Annotated in this window: 16 protein-coding genes; 9 read left to right on the top strand and 7 right to left on the bottom strand. The window is 67.6% G+C overall.

Features of this window, described 5'->3' with window-relative positions; all coding sequences use genetic code 11:
- The first annotated feature begins 62 nt into the window (after positions 1-62).
- From panB to ACUTR7_RS15575, 3 genes are read left to right on the top strand one after another with little or no spacing between them, the layout of a single operon-like run.
- A complete protein-coding gene (gene panB, locus ACUTR7_RS15585) occupies positions 63-944 on the top strand; it encodes a 3-methyl-2-oxobutanoate hydroxymethyltransferase (protein ID WP_012203749.1) in 882 nt (293 codons plus the stop codon).
- Between the two features lie 59 nt (positions 945-1,003).
- Positions 1,004-1,855: a pantoate--beta-alanine ligase gene (gene panC, locus ACUTR7_RS15580; RefSeq protein ID WP_012203748.1), complete on the top strand. Its 852-nt coding sequence runs from the start codon at positions 1,004-1,006 to the stop codon at positions 1,853-1,855.
- A gap of 45 nt (positions 1,856-1,900) precedes the next feature.
- Positions 1,901-2,116 (top strand): DUF3079 domain-containing protein, encoded by a 216-nt coding sequence (locus ACUTR7_RS15575; protein ID WP_445609190.1) that lies wholly within the window; start codon positions 1,901-1,903, stop codon positions 2,114-2,116.
- On the opposite strand, the gene ACUTR7_RS15570 is transcribed toward ACUTR7_RS15575, so the two are convergent.
- Together ACUTR7_RS15570 and ACUTR7_RS15565 are read right to left on the bottom strand one after the other, a co-directional pair.
- Positions 2,101-3,294, bottom strand: coding sequence for a M20 aminoacylase family protein (locus ACUTR7_RS15570; protein ID WP_034390765.1), 1,194 nt, complete (start codon positions 3,292-3,294; stop codon positions 2,101-2,103). The genes ACUTR7_RS15575 and ACUTR7_RS15570 overlap by 16 nt on opposite strands.
- 8 nt (positions 3,295-3,302) lie before the next feature.
- Positions 3,303-4,280, bottom strand: a complete 978-nt coding sequence (locus ACUTR7_RS15565) for a Bug family tripartite tricarboxylate transporter substrate binding protein (RefSeq protein WP_230590716.1) — start codon at positions 4,278-4,280, stop codon at positions 3,303-3,305.
- Between the two features lie 122 nt (positions 4,281-4,402).
- On the opposite strand from ACUTR7_RS15565, the gene ACUTR7_RS15560 reads away from it, so the two are divergent.
- Complete coding sequence (locus ACUTR7_RS15560; RefSeq protein WP_082848279.1) at positions 4,403-5,359, top strand: LysR family transcriptional regulator; 957 nt, start codon at positions 4,403-4,405, stop codon at positions 5,357-5,359.
- A 12-nt stretch (positions 5,360-5,371) separates the two neighbouring features.
- Here the strand turns inward: ACUTR7_RS15560 and ACUTR7_RS15555 are convergent, their stop codons facing one another.
- Positions 5,372-6,301, bottom strand: coding sequence for a LysR family transcriptional regulator (locus ACUTR7_RS15555; RefSeq protein WP_013803921.1), 930 nt, complete (start codon positions 6,299-6,301; stop codon positions 5,372-5,374).
- A gap of 102 nt (positions 6,302-6,403) precedes the next feature.
- Here ACUTR7_RS15555 and lysA point away from each other — a divergent pair, with 102 nt between their 5' ends.
- Positions 6,404-7,657: a diaminopimelate decarboxylase gene (lysA, locus tag ACUTR7_RS15550; protein WP_097203320.1), complete on the top strand. Its 1,254-nt coding sequence runs from the start codon at positions 6,404-6,406 to the stop codon at positions 7,655-7,657.
- Positions 7,658-7,835: 178 nt separating this feature from the next.
- Here lysA and ACUTR7_RS15545 read toward each other — a convergent pair whose 3' ends face one another.
- The 4 genes from ACUTR7_RS15545 to ACUTR7_RS15530 form a co-directional block, all read right to left on the bottom strand.
- The gene (locus ACUTR7_RS15545) at positions 7,836-8,846 is read right to left on the bottom strand and encodes an NAD(P)H-dependent glycerol-3-phosphate dehydrogenase (protein ID WP_013803923.1); all 1,011 of its coding nucleotides are present in this window, start codon (positions 8,844-8,846) and stop codon (positions 7,836-7,838) included.
- A 120-nt stretch (positions 8,847-8,966) separates the two neighbouring features.
- Positions 8,967-9,422, bottom strand: coding sequence for a protein-export chaperone SecB (gene secB / locus ACUTR7_RS15540; RefSeq protein ID WP_013803924.1), 456 nt, complete (start codon positions 9,420-9,422; stop codon positions 8,967-8,969).
- A 129-nt stretch (positions 9,423-9,551) separates the two neighbouring features.
- Positions 9,552-9,809 (bottom strand): glutaredoxin 3, encoded by a 258-nt coding sequence (gene grxC / locus ACUTR7_RS15535; protein ID WP_034390758.1) that lies wholly within the window; start codon positions 9,807-9,809, stop codon positions 9,552-9,554.
- Positions 9,810-9,897: 88 nt separating this feature from the next.
- A complete protein-coding gene (locus ACUTR7_RS15530) occupies positions 9,898-10,305 on the bottom strand; it encodes a rhodanese-like domain-containing protein (RefSeq protein ID WP_013803926.1) in 408 nt (135 codons plus the stop codon).
- Positions 10,306-10,403: 98 nt separating this feature from the next.
- Between ACUTR7_RS15530 and gpmA the strand changes: the two genes are divergently transcribed.
- From gpmA to ACUTR7_RS15510, 4 genes are all read left to right on the top strand, one after another.
- Positions 10,404-11,147, top strand: coding sequence for a 2,3-diphosphoglycerate-dependent phosphoglycerate mutase (gene gpmA / locus ACUTR7_RS15525; RefSeq protein WP_034390756.1), 744 nt, complete (start codon positions 10,404-10,406; stop codon positions 11,145-11,147).
- A gap of 121 nt (positions 11,148-11,268) precedes the next feature.
- Positions 11,269-12,705, top strand: a complete 1,437-nt coding sequence (locus tag ACUTR7_RS15520) for a S41 family peptidase (RefSeq protein WP_013803927.1) — start codon at positions 11,269-11,271, stop codon at positions 12,703-12,705.
- 76 nt (positions 12,706-12,781) lie between these two features.
- On the top strand, positions 12,782-13,534 hold the full coding sequence (locus tag ACUTR7_RS15515; protein ID WP_012203738.1) for a HesA/MoeB/ThiF family protein: 753 nt from the start codon (positions 12,782-12,784) through the stop codon (positions 13,532-13,534).
- Positions 13,535-13,653: 119 nt separating this feature from the next.
- Entirely contained in the window at positions 13,654-14,052 is a 399-nt protein-coding gene (locus tag ACUTR7_RS15510) for a response regulator (protein WP_013803928.1), read from the top strand.
- Position 14,053 lies beyond the last annotated feature (1 nt).

Below are 14,053 nucleotides of genomic sequence, written 5' to 3'. Positions count from 1 at the left end.
ACAGGTGCCCCCCGCGCGCATCGCATAGACTCGCGGCAATTCCATCCCCCTCCGAGCGCCCCATGACCCAAGCACCCGTCACCGCCGGCACGCCCTACGGCACCATCCCTCCCGCCTCGCCGCTGCCCCAGCGCCGCCCCGTGAGCCTTCCGCGCCTGGCGCAGATGCGCGAGGCCGGCGAGAAGATCACCATGGTCACCGCCTATGACGCCACCTTCGCGGCCGTGGCCGATGCGGCCGGCGTGGAGTGCATTTTGGTGGGCGATTCGCTGGGCATGGTCTGCCAGGGCCTGCACAGCACCGTGGGCGTGTCGCTGCAGGACATGTGCTACCACACCGCCAGCGTGGCGCGCGGCCTGCACCGCGTGCAGGGCACGGCCTGGCTGATCGCCGACATGCCCTATGGCAGCTACGCCGAAAGCCGCGAGCAGGCCATGCGCAGCGCCTGCGAGCTGATGCAGGCCGGCGCCCACATGGTCAAGCTCGAGGGCGGCGGCTGGACCGCGCCCACCGTGCAGTTCCTGGTGGAGCGCGGCGTGCCCGTCTGCGCCCACCTGGGCCTGACGCCGCAGACCGTGCATGCGCTGGGCGGCTACCGCGTCCAGGGCAAGAGCGACGAGGGCGCGGCCACGCTGCGCCGCCATGCGCTGGAGCTGCAGGATGCAGGCGCCTCCATGCTGGTGCTGGAGATGGTGCCGGCACAGCTGTCGCGCGAACTCACGGCCGAGCTGCCGCACTGCCACACCATCGGCATCGGCGCGGGCAGCGGCACGGCCGGCCAGGTCCTGGTGCTGCACGACATGCTGGGCGTGAACCTGGGCAAGATGGCCCGCTTCGTGCACAACTTCATGGCGGATGCGGGCAGCGTCAAGGGCGCCTTCGAGGCCTATGTGCATGCCGTGAAGAACGGCAGCTTCCCCGACGACAGCAAGCACGCCTGGTAGTCCGGCAGGCTGCACGATCCGTTTTTCCGCTTTCCGCTTCCCGTTCCCCCCGTTTTCCCATGCAAATCGTCCATTCCATCGCCGACCTGCGCGCCATCCTGTCGAGCAAGGGCCGCCCCGCCTTCGTGCCCACCATGGGCAATCTGCACGACGGCCACCTGTCCCTGGTGCGCGCCGCGCGCCAGCACGGCGACATTGCCGTGGCCAGCATCTTCGTGAACCGCCTGCAGTTCCTGCCGCACGAGGATTTCGACAGCTATCCGCGCACCTGGGAGGCCGACTGCGCCAAGCTGGAGGCCGAAGGCTGCGACCTGCTGTTCGCCCCGCGCGAAGCCGATCTCTACCCCGAGCCGCAGACCTTCAAGATCCAGCCCGACGCGCAGTTGGCCGACATCCTCGAAGGCCATTTCCGCCCCGGCTTCTTCACGGGCGTGTGCACCGTGGTGATGAAGCTGTTCTCGGCCGTATTTTTCGCCAGCGGCGGCGGAACGGCCGTGTTCGGCAAAAAGGACTACCAGCAGTTGATGGTGATCCGCCGCATGGTCGAGCAGTTCGCCCTGCCCGTGAACATCGTGGCCGGCGACACGGCGCGCGCCGACGACGGCCTGGCGCTGAGTTCGCGCAACGGCTACCTGAGCGACGACGAGCGGCAGCAGGCCATGGCGCTGTCGCTGGCGCTCAAGCAACTGGCCGATGCCGCGCGTGCGGGCCAGGCGCCGCTGGCCGAACTGGAAGCCTGGGCCATGCAATCCCTGGCCGCCCAGGGTTGGGAGCCCGACTACCTGACCGTGCGCCTGCGCCGTGACCTGCAGCCCCCCGCCGAGGGCGCGCAACTGGCCGGTGCACCACTGGTGGCCCTGGGCGCTGCGCGCCTGGGCAAGACGCGCCTGATCGACAACCTGGAGTTCTGATCCAGCGCAAAACCCTGGCGGCCATGGCGGTCCAAGCTGGATGCCATGGTCAAGAAATTCCCCATCCACCCCGCCCATCCCGAGCGCACCTGCTGGGGTTGTGACCGCTACTGCGCCCGCGACGAGCTGGCCTGCGGCAACGGATCGGACCGCACACAGCACCCGGTGGAGATCTTTGGCGACGACTGGATGGAGTGGGGCCCGGGCCCGTGCCTGGCCCCCGAGCCCGCCGCCGAACCCCGGCCTCAGTCCACCAGATAGCGCTCCACCAGCAGGCTCCAGTACGCGGCACCGGTCAGCAGGTTGTCGTCGTTGAAGTCGTAGCGCGGGTGGTGTACGGGGTGGCAGTGCTCGCTGAACAGGCCATTGCCCAGGCGCAGGTAGCAGCCCGGCCGGCGCTCCAGCATGAAGGCGAAATCCTCGCCCGGCGTGATCGGGCCGAAGTCCGGGTCCACGCGCTGCGGCCCCACCAGCTCGCGCGCGACCTCCACGGCGAAATCGACCTCGCGCCCGGTGTTCACCAGCACCGGATAGCCCTGCTGGTGCTCGATCTGCACGCTGGCGCCATAGCTTTGCGCCTGCCCCTGGGCAATGGCCTCGATGCGCTCGCGCAGTTGCACCCTCACGCCGGGATCGAAGCAGCGCACGCTCAGCTCGATGCGCGCCTCGTCGGGAATGACGCCGTAGAAGCCCCCCGATTGCAGCGAGCACACGGACAGCACCGCCGTCTGCATGGGATCGACATTGCGCGAGACGATGCTTTGCAGCGCCATCACGATGCTGGCCGAGACCACGGACGGGTCCACCGTGAGATGGGGGCGCGCCACATGCCCGCCCTTGCCGATGACGCGGATGGCGATCTTGTCCGTCGCCGGCTGAAAGGCACCCTTGCGCATCATGAAGTGCCCCAGCTCCGCGCCCGGATGGTTGTGCATGCCGAACACGGCATCGCAGGGAAAGCGCTCGAACAGGCCGTCGGCGATCATGCGCTCGGCCCCGCTGTCATGGCCGCGCTCCTCGGCCGGCTGGAAGTACAGGTGCAGCGTGCCCGAGAAATTGCGCGTCCTGGCCAGGTACCGGGCAGCGCCCAGCAGCATGGCGGTGTGGCCATCGTGGCCGCAGGCGTGCATCTTGCCCTCGATGCGGCTGGCATAGGGCAGGCCGGTCTTTTCCTGCATGGACAGGGCGTCCATGTCGGCGCGCAGGCCGATGCGGCGGCCGCCCGTGCCCGCGCTCAGCGTGCCCACCACGCCCGTGGTACCCACGCCGGTGGCCACCTCGAAGCCCCATTCGGCCAGCTTTTCGGCGACCAGCGCCGCCGTGCTGCGCTCCTCGAATGCGATCTCGGGATGGCTGTGGATGCGGTGGCGGATGGCCCGGATCTCGGGCATGTCCCCGGCCAGCTCGGCCAGTTTCTGGTGTCTTGCGGTCTGGTTCATGCTTGGGCTCACTCGGGGCGCAGGTCCAGCTGCCTGACGGCATCGTTCCATTTGCGGTGCTCGGCCGCCAGGAAGGCCTGGAAATCGGCTGGCGTTCCCGGCATGACTTCGTTGCCGGTGGCCGCCAGCGTGGTCTGGATGTCCGGCTGCGCCAGCACTTTTTGCAGGGCAGCATTGAGTTTGTGGATGACGGCCTCGGGCGTTCCCTGGGGCGCGACCAGTCCGTACCAGGAAGTGACGTCGAAGCCCGGGTAGCCGGATTCGGCGATCGTCGGGATCTGGGGCAGGTTCTTGAGCCGCGTGGCCCCCGAGACGGCCAGGCCGCGCATCTTGCCGGCCTGGATCATGGGGCCCGAGGACGAGGCGATATCGAAGGCCACATCCACATCCCCGGCCAGGATGCCCGTGAGCATGGGGGCCGTGCCCTTGTACGGCACATGGGTCATGCGCATGCCTGCGCGGGCACTGAGCATCTCCATGGCGATCTGCGGGCTCACGCCGGCGCCCGTGGACCCGTAGTTGACCCCGCCGGGCCGGGACTTGGCCTGCGCCACGAGCTGGCGGACATCGCGCAGCGGCGAGTCCTGCCGAACGACCAGGATGTTGGGCACCTTGACCAGGCCGCCCACGGGCGCGAAGTCCCTGGCCAGATTGGCCTTCATCGAGGGGTACAGCAAGCCCGGGCTGTAGACCAGCGAGGTCCCGCCGAACAGCAGCGTATGGCCATCGGCAGGCGCCTTGGCGACGAACTGCGCCGCGATGTTGGTGCCGGCCCCCGGCTTGTTCACCACGATGACGGCCTGGCCCAGCTCGCGGCCCAGCCCGTCGCCGACCAGGCGGGCCGTGGTGTCGGCCGAGCCGCCCGGCGTGAAGCCGACGATGATCTGTATGGGCTGCATGGGAAAGCGCGGCTCCTGCGCGCCTGCGGCGGTGGCCAGCGCGCAGCCCAGGGCCGGCAGGATGAGGCGGGGGTGTATCACGATCATGTTTCCTCGTATGGCTCTTGAATGGCGTCTTTCCGGACCGGGCCGCCCTGTGCCTGTCTGGCCGCGTGAAATTGAAATTCAGTGTAGGTTTCGGGTCTTGATTCAACAAATCGATATGAATGATGTCTCGCATCGATCATTTCAATCTGCGCTCCTTCGACCTGAACCTGCTGCTGGCTTTCGACGCGCTGATGCAGGAGCGCAGCGTGACGCGCGCCGCCGCCTGCCTGCGCATCAAGCAACCGGCCATGAGCCATGCGCTGTCCACGCTGCGCCTGCTGATGGACGATGAACTGTTCGTGCGCGTGGGCTACCACATGGAGCCCACGCTGATGGCCCGCGAACTGCACGCCCCGGTGCGCGAGCTGCTGGAGGCCTCGCAGAGGCTGCTGCTGTCGCGCCGCAGCTTCGATCCGGCCACCGATGAACACACCTTCCGCATCGGCATCTCCATCCAGTCCGAATCGCTGCTGGTCTCCGAGCTGTTTGCCGACCTGGCCGTGTCCGCACCGCGCGTGAAGCTGCTGCTCAGCCCCACCAGCCGCGAGCGGGCCTTCGACGCGCTGGATGCCGAGCAGATCGACCTGGCCATCGGCTACCTGCCCGGCGGCAGCGGCTGGCACCGCCGGCAGATGCTGTTCGACCTGGGTGTGGTCTGCTGCTACCACCCGGCCCTGCTGCCGTTTGCCGCGCCGCTGAGCCTGGCGCAGTACCAGGCCGGCCGCCACGCCATGATCTCGGCCAAGGACAGCCTGTACGGCTACCTGGAAGATGCGCTGGAGGCGGCCGGTGTGGCCATCAACCCGGTGCTCGCGGCATCCAACTTCCTCACGCTGTTCGCCACCGTGGCACGCGCACCGTTGCTGACCACGGTGCCGGCCATCGTGGCACGCCACTATGCGCCGCTGTTCGGCCTGGCCATCAGCCCGCTGCCGTTTGCCTTTCCGTCCTTCCCCGTGGAGCTGGTCTGGCATGCGCGCAGCCATGAGGACAGCGCCCACCGGTGGCTGCGCCAGCGCCTGGAGCGCAGCGCCCAGGCCATCGTTCCCGCCGACATGGTGCGCACCCCTTCGGCCTAGGCACTGCCGCCTTCAGCCGACCGCGGCCACCTCGGCGGCGAGCGCGTCCACCAGCCACTGCACCTCGGCCACGGCTGGCCGGTGCAGCGGCAGCAGCGCATGGACCTGGAAGGGAATGGAAAACGCCAGCGGCCGCACCACCAGCTGCGGCCCCGCGCAGGCACGCGCCGTCAGCGGATTGACGATGGCCACGCCCAGGCCATGCTGGACCATGGCGCAGACCGCCACGGCGCTGTGGGTCTCCAGGTGCAGCTGGCGCTGCACGCCGGCCTGCTCGAACACGGCATCGATCTGCTGGCGATAGGGATCGTCGCGCGCCAGGCTGACAAAGCTTTCCCCGGCAAAGTCAGCCACCTCCAGCACCGGCCTTGCGGCCAGCGCATGGCCTGCGGGCAGCACGGCCACCTCGTCCATGGCGGGCAGCGCAAGGGCGCGCGTGCCCGGAGGCGCCTCGGCCAGCTCGGCCAGGCCCAGGTCGTAGCGCTGGGCGGCCATCCACTCCTGCAGCAGCGGCGCCTCCTGCGTGGCCACGCTGACGGCCACGGGGCCGTGCTCCGCATGCAGGCGCGCCAGCGCTGCGGGCAGCAGCGCATGGCTGAGGGCGGGCAGGCACAGCACGTTGATGCGCGCCTGGTGCGGCCGGCCCAGGGCCAGCGCATGCTCGACCACGCGGTCCAGACCCTGCCAGCTGCGCTGCACCTCGGCCCACAGCGACAGGGCGCGTGCCGTGGGCCGCAGCCGGCCCTGGGCACGCTCGAACAGGGCATAGCCCAGCAGGCTCTCCATCCGCGCCAATTCGCGGCTGACGGTGGGCTGGGAGCTGAACAGCATCTGCGCCGCCGCCGTGGCGCTGCCGCTGAGCATGAGCGCGCGAAACACCTCCAGGTGGCGGTGGGAGATGCGGGGCTCGGGGGACGTGTGCGGCAGCGCGGGGTCTTGCATGGCAGGAGCATATCCAAATCAAATAGACACCATAAGAACAAGCATTGGACTGAATGACCGCCATCCACCATCATGCGCGGCAGTTCCCCTGAAAGAGACACCATGTCCAATCCCTTCTCTCCCGCCCAGCTCTGGGCCCTGGCCGACCAGCACGGCACGCCGCTGTGGGTCTATGACGCCGCCACCATCCGCGCGCGCATTGCCCAGCTCAAGGCCTTCGACACCATCCGCTTTGCACAGAAGGCCTGCTCCAACATCCACATCCTGCGGCTGATGCGCGAGCAGGGCGTGAAGGTGGACGCCGTCTCGCGCGGCGAAATCCTGCGCGCGCTGGCCGCCGGCTACGCGGCCGGCCATGGCGACGACCTGCACAGCGACATCGTGTTCACCGCCGACGTGATGGACGAGGCCACGCTGGCCTGCGTGGCCGAGCACAAGGTGCCCGTGAACGCCGGCTCCATCGACATGCTGCACCAGCTGGCCCAGGCCTCGCCCGGCCATCCCGTGTGGCTGCGCATCAACCCCGGCTTCGGCCACGGCCACAGCAACAAGACCAACACGGGCGGCGAGCACAGCAAGCACGGCATCTGGCACAGCGACCTGCTGGCGGCGCTGCAGGCCATCCGCGACGGCGGCCTGAAGCTGGCCGGCCTGCACATGCACATCGGCTCGGGCGTGGACTACGGCCATCTGCAGCAGGTCTGCGGCGCCATGGTCGAGCTGGTGCGCGCCACCCGCCAGGCAGGCCATGACCTGCAGGCCATCTCGGCCGGCGGCGGCCTGTCCATCCCCTACCGCGATGGCGACGCCACCATCGACACCGCCCACTACCACGGCCTGTGGGATGCGGCACGCAAGGACGCCGAGGCCATCGTGGGCCATGCGCTGGGCCTGGAGATCGAGCCGGGCCGCTTCCTGGTGGCCGAGTCGGGCGTGCTGCTGGGCCAGGTGCGCGCCACCAAGAACGCGGGCAGCAACCATTTCGTGCTGGTCGACACGGGCTTCAACGAGCTGATGCGCCCTTCCATGTACGGCAGCTGGCACGGCATGGAAGTGCTGCGCCGCGACGGCCAGGCCATGCCCCTGCGCGCTGCCGTGGTCGCCGGCCCGCTGTGCGAATCGGGCGACGTTTTCACCCAGGGCGACGGCGGCGTGGTGCTGCCGAGAGCGCTGGCAGGCGCCTCGGTGGGCGACCTGCTGGTCATCCATGACACGGGAGCCTATGGCAGTTCCATGTCCAGCAACTACAACACGCGCCCGCTGGCCGCCGAGGTGCTGGTCGATGGCGACAGCACCCGCCTGATCCGCCGCCGCCAGACGGTGGAGGAACTGCTGGGTCTGGAGCTGGGCCTGTAACTGGGCATGTAGCGCGCCAGGCGCCAGGATTTCTGACGCAAAAAAGCCCCGGGGCCTTCCAGCTCCGGGGCTTTTTCATCGCCGGGCCGCCCCAAGATGAAAAGCGGCCCCCTCGGGGGGCAGTGGACCTTGCGCAGCAAGGGAAGCGTGTGGGCCATTTTTCATGGACACCGAAGAATCACTCGCCGCGTGGATCGCGCGCCATCAGGTGCTGCACGGCCTCGGCCGCCTGCAGCCGGCCGTCCAGCAGCTCGACCACGGTTTCGGTGATCGGCATCTCCACATTCAGCAGCCGCGCGCGCGCCAGCACGGTGCGCGCGCTGTACACGCCCTCGGCCACATGGCCCAGCGAGGCCACGGCCTGCTCCAGCGTGCGGCCCTGGGCCAGCAGCAGGCCCACCTTGCGGTTGCGCGACAGGTCGCCCGTGGCCGTCAGCACCAGATCGCCCAGGCCCGACAGGCCCATGAAGGTCTCGGTGCGCGCGCCCAGGGCCAGGCCCAGTCGCGTCATCTCGGCCAGGCCGCGCGTGATCAGCGCGGCGCGGGCGTTCAGACCCAGCTGCAGGCCGTCGCACAGGCCGGTGGCAATGGCCAGCACGTTCTTCACGGCGCCGCCCACTTCCACGCCCACGATGTCGGCATTAGCATAGACGCGCATGGCGCCGCCGTGGAAGGCGGCCACCAGGGCGTCATTGACCTGGGCATGGCGGCTGGCCGCCACCAGGGCCGTGGGCTGGTGGCGTGCCACCTCGGCCGCAAAGCTGGGGCCGCTGAGCACGCCGCACAGCAGATCGGGCGCCACCTCGGCGCAGACCTCGTGCGCCATCAGTCCATGGGCGGCGGCCGAAGCGCCTGCGGGCACGGCCTCGAAGCCCTTGCACAGCCAGGCCACGGGTGCGGGCACATGCTGCAGCCGGCCCAGCCATTCGCGCAGGGCAGCCATGGGCGTGCCGATCACGATCAGGTCGGCGGCCGCCAGATGGCCGTCGATCTCGCCATGCACCACCTGCAGCGCGGCAGGCAGTGCCACGCCCGGCAGGTAGCGTGCGTTCTCGCCGCTGCCGTGCATGGCCTGCGCCTGGGCGGCGTCGCGCGCCCAAAGGGTCACGACACGCCCGTCACCGCGCGAGGCCGCGCTCATCGCCAGCGCCGTGCCCCAGGCGCCTGCGCCAATCACCACTATGTTCATATCTGCTCGACGTTGAAGAAGCGACGTTGATGAAAAAAAGAGGCCCTCGGGCCTCTTTTCTTGTACCACAGCGATGCGACGCGCCTGGGCGCAAATCACATCGTCCGGGAATGGACCGGCTTACTGCGGCAGCGAGTTGCCGTCCGCCTGGGCGGCTGCCTGCTGCTGCTCGTACATGGCCTGGAAGTTGATCTCGGCCAGGTGCACGGGCGGAAAGCCGGCGCGGGTGACCACGTCAGCCACGTTGCCGCGCAGGTAGGGATAGATGATCTGGGGGCAGGCAATGCCGATCACGCCACCCATCTGGTCTTCGGGCACGTTGCGGATCTCGAAGATGCCGGCCTGCTTGGCCTCGACCAGGAAAACGGTCTTGTCCTGGATCTTGGTCTGCACGGTGGCGGTCACGGCCACTTCGTAGATGCCTTCGGCCACGGGAGTCGCCTCGACGCCAAGCTGGATGTCCACGCTGGGCTGCTCCTGCTCCAGCAGGATGGCGGGCGAATTGGGCTGCTCCAGCGACAGGTCCTTGAGGTAGACGCGCTGGATCTGGAAGACGGGAGTGTCCTGTTCGGCCATGGAATCAGTCTTTCTGGGCAAAAAACCCTGGTGCGGTGACCAGGGCATCAAAAAAATCACCAACAAAATGCCCGCTGCCAAGAGCTTGCGCAGCGGGCACCTGGGCCAGCATTATGCAGTGCCCGTGTTTCAGCTTTGCAGCAGAGGTACCAGACCGCCGTCGGCGTCCAGCGCCATCAGGTCGTCGCAGCCGCCCACATGGTGGTCGCCGATGAAGATCTGGGGCACCGTGCGGCGGCCCGTGCTCTGCATCATCACGTCGCGCGCGGCCGGATCGGTGTCGATGCGGATCTCTTCGATCTGCTCCACGCCCTTGGACTTGAGGATCTGCTTGGCCCGGATGCAATAGGGGCAGACAGCGGTGGTGTACATCTTCACGGCTTGCATGTGCGTCTTTCTTCGAGTTTGCGGCGTGCCGCCGGCTGGCGCCCGGGGCTCGGAGCAGCGGCTTCCATCGCCGTCAGATGGGGGCGCCTCAGGCCTTTTCAACCGGCATGCCGGCATCGCGCCAGGCCTTCAGGCCACCGGCCAGGGCCTGGGCCTTTTCGTAGCCCAGCTTCTTCGCAATGCCTTCGGCACGGGAGGCGCGGTTGCCCTTGGTGCAGATCAGCACCAGCGGCAGCGCCTTGTTCTTCACGGTGGTGGGCAGCTTTTCCTCGAACTGGCTCAGCGGCACATTCTTGGCGCCGTTGGCATGGGCGGCCGCGTACTCTTCGGGCTCGCAGACATCGATGACCACGGCCTTTTGGCGGTTGATCAGTTGCACGGCCTGCGCCGCCGTCAGCGAGCCGCCGCCTGCGCCGCGCACCAGGGGCAGCAGCAGCATCACGCCGGAAGCCAGCGCGATCAGGATCAAATACCAGTTATCGATGATGAATTTCACGTCATTCCTTGGGTTGGCAAACCTGTCAATTCTAGAATGCTGGCTTTTGCCCCCGCGACAGCCCAGCTTTGTCGCATCGAGAGACTTAGAAAGCCGCCATGTACAAGCTCGTGCTGATCCGCCACGGTGAATCCACCTGGAACCTCGAAAACCGCTTCACCGGCTGGACCGATGTGGACCTGACCGCCACCGGCGTCGAACAGGCCAAGAACGCCGGCCGCCTGCTCAAGGCCGAAGGCTACGACTTCGACCTGGCCTACACCAGCGTGCTCAAGCGCGCCACGCGCACGCTGTGGCACACGCTGGACGAAATGGACCGCACCTGGCTGCCCGTGCAGCACAGCTGGCGCCTGAACGAGCGCCACTACGGCGGCCTGCAGGGCCTGAACAAGGCGGACATGGCCAAGCAATACGGCGACGCCCAGGTGCTGGTGTGGCGCCGCAGCTACGACACGCCCCCGCCGGCCCTGGAGCCGCAAGACCCGCGCAGCGAGCGCAGCGACGTGCGCTACGCACAGCTGGACCCCAGCCAGGTGCCGCTGACCGAATGCCTGAAGGACACGGTGGCCCGCGTGCTGCCGTTCTGGAACGAGTCCATCGCGCCCGCCATCCTGTCCGGCAAGCGCGTCGTGGTCGCGGCCCACGGCAACTCCATCCGCGCGCTGATCAAGTACCTGGACGGCATCTCGGATGACGCCATCGTCGGCGTCAACGTGCCCAATGGCATTCCGCTGGTCTATGAGCTGGATGCCGATCTCAAGCCCATTCGCCACTATTACCTGGGCGATGCAGAAGCTGCCGCCAAGGCTGCAGCCGCCGTGGCCGCACAGGGCAAGGCCTGAGCCGGGCCCGCTTGAGGTGAGCGCCTGCTGCGGAAATTGCGCTTGCTGCGCCGTTTTTAGGGAACCACGCGGGCGCTTGCCTTTCCAAGCGGGTGTATATTGACGCGGTTAAAGGGGTGATATGGGCCAGAAAATCAAAATTGCCGGCTGGGTTTCCGTAGGCGTAATCGCCGGAGCACTGACCACGGTTTCCTTGCAGACCGTGGCCCGCGGTGCCATGACCCCGCTGCCGCTGGAGGAAATCCAGCAGCTGTCCGCCGTCTTCGGCCTGATCAAGACCGACTATGTCGAGTCGGTCGATGACAAGAAGCTGATCACCGATGCCATCTCCGGCATGGTGTCCAGTCTCGATCCGCATTCGCAGTACTTCGACAAGAAGTCCTACAAGGAATTCCGCGAGGGCACCTCGGGCCGCTTCGTCGGCGTGGGTATCGAGATCACCCAGGAAGACGGCCTGATCAAGGTCGTCTCGCCCATCGAAGGCTCCCCCGCCTTCCGCGCCGGCCTCAAGACCGGCGACCTGATCACCAAGATCGACGACACGGCCGTCAAGGGCCTGTCGCTCAACGATGCCGTCAAGCGCATGCGCGGCGAGCCCAACACCAAGGTGCAGCTGACCATCCTGCGCAAGGATGAAAGCCGCAGCTTCCCCGTGACCATCACGCGCGAAGAAATCAAGACGCAGTCCGTCAAGGGCAAGGTGATCGAGCCCGGCTACGGCTGGATCCGCCTGAGCCAATTCCAGGAACGCACGGTGGACGACTTCGTGCGCAAGGTCGAGGAACTGTACAAGCAGGACCCCAACATGAAGGGCCTGGTGCTGGACCTGCGCAACGACCCGGGCGGCCTGCTGGACGCTGCCGTCGCCATCTCGGCAGCCTTCCTGCCGCCGGATGTGACCGTGGTCTCCACCAACGGCCAACTGGCCGAGAGCAAGGAAACCTACAAGGCATCGCCCAGCTTCTATGCCCGCCGCGGCATGGGCGACCCGCTGCAGCGCCTGCCGGCCTCGCTCAAGAAGCTGCCGCTGGTGGTCCTGGTCAACGAAGGCTCGGCCTCGGCCAGCGAGATCGTGGCCGGCGCACTGCAGGACCACAAGCGCGCCATCATCATGGGCAGCCAGACCTTCGGCAAGGGCTCCGTGCAGACCGTGCGCCCCCTGGGCCCCGATACGGGCCTGAAGCTGACCACGGCGCGCTACTACACGCCCAGCGGCAAGTCCATCCAGGCCAAGGGCATCGTGCCCGACGTGATGGTGGATGAGACGCCCGAAGGCGACCTGTTCGCCGCCCTGCGCATGCGCGAGGCCGACCTGGAAAAGCACCTGTCCAGCGGACAGGGCGCCGAGGTCAAGGACGAGGTGCGCGAGAAAGCCCGCGAGGAAGCCCGCAAGCGCCTGGAAGAGGAAGCCAAGAAGCCGCCGGCCGAGCGCCGCCTGCCCGAGTTCGGCACCGAAAAGGACTTCCAGCTGCAGCAGGCGCTCAACCGCCTCAAGGGCCAGCCCGTCATGGTCAGCAAGACCCTGACCGAGCGCGAGCCCGAGAAGAAGGAAAACTGACAGCGCGGCGCGGACCGGGTCCGCGCCTGCACCAAGCCGGGCCGCGCGCCCGGCTTTTTCACGTCTGGAGACGCGAATGAACGACGATCAACTGCTGCGCTACTCGCGCCACATCCTTCTCGACGAAATCGGCATCGAGGGCCAGGAGCGCATCCTGGCGGCGCATGTGCTCATCATCGGCGCAGGCGGCCTGGGCGCGCCCGCCGCGCTGTACCTGGGCTCGGCCGGCATAGGCCGCATCACCCTGGTGGACGACGATGCGGTGGACATGACCAACCTGCAGCGCCAGATCGCCCACACCACGGACCGCGTGGGCCAGCCCAAGGTGGAATCCATACGCACGGCCGTGCATGCCATCAACCCCGGCATCCGCATCGACTGCCGCCAGCAGCGCGCCGACGACGCGCTGCTCGACGAGCTCGTGCCCCAGGCCAGCCTGGTGCTGGACTGCACGGACAACTACCGCACGCGCCACATGATCAACGCGGCCTGCGTGCGACACAAGGTGCCCCTGGTGGCGGGGGCAGCCATCCGACTGGACGGCCAGCTCATGGTCATGGACCCGCGCGACGAGAACTGCGCCTGCTATGCCTGCGTGTTCCCGCCCGATGCGCAGTTCGAGGAAGTGCAGTGCTCGACCATGGGCGTCTTCGCGCCCGTGGTGGGCGTCATGGGCACGCTGCAGGCGGCGGAAGCCCTCAAGCTGATCGCGGGATTTGGCACGCCTGCAACAAACCGCCTGACCATGTTCGACAGCCGCAGCCTGGATTGGAGTAGCATGCAAACCACTCGTGTACCGGAATGTCCCGTTTGCGGTAACAAGGCGTAGGAATCGGCTGACCCCGACGCCGATCCCTCACTGGCACAATCGCCCGCTGTCGCGCAGGACAATGGAGGCCGGGCTCCACCGGACTCCGATTGCCATCCGCGTCCCTATTGGATACAGCCGTGAAATTGCGCACCTATCTTGTTGAAGACAACCCTACGATCCGCGAGAACCTGATCGCCACGCTCGAAGAACTGGCCGATGTCGAGGCCGTGGGCATCGCGGAGACGGAGAGCGCGGGGACGGACTGGCTTCAGCAGAACCCCGACGCATGGGATCTCGCCATCGTCGACCTGTTCCTGCGCCAGGGCAGCGGCCTGGGTGTGCTCACCGCCTGCCGCGAGCGCCAGCCGCACCAGAAGATCGTGGTGCTCAGCAACTACGCCACACCAGACATCCGCAGCCGCTGCGCCCAGCTCGGCGTGGATGCCGTCTTCGACAAGTCCAATGAAATCGACGCACTCATGGACTATTGCATGAATATCGATGCGGCGTCACTCAACCAACTCAAAACAGCCTGAA

This window comes from Delftia sp. NA_296.1 (genome assembly GCF_052692095.1).
This window is presented reverse-complemented; position numbering and strand designations above follow the sequence as displayed.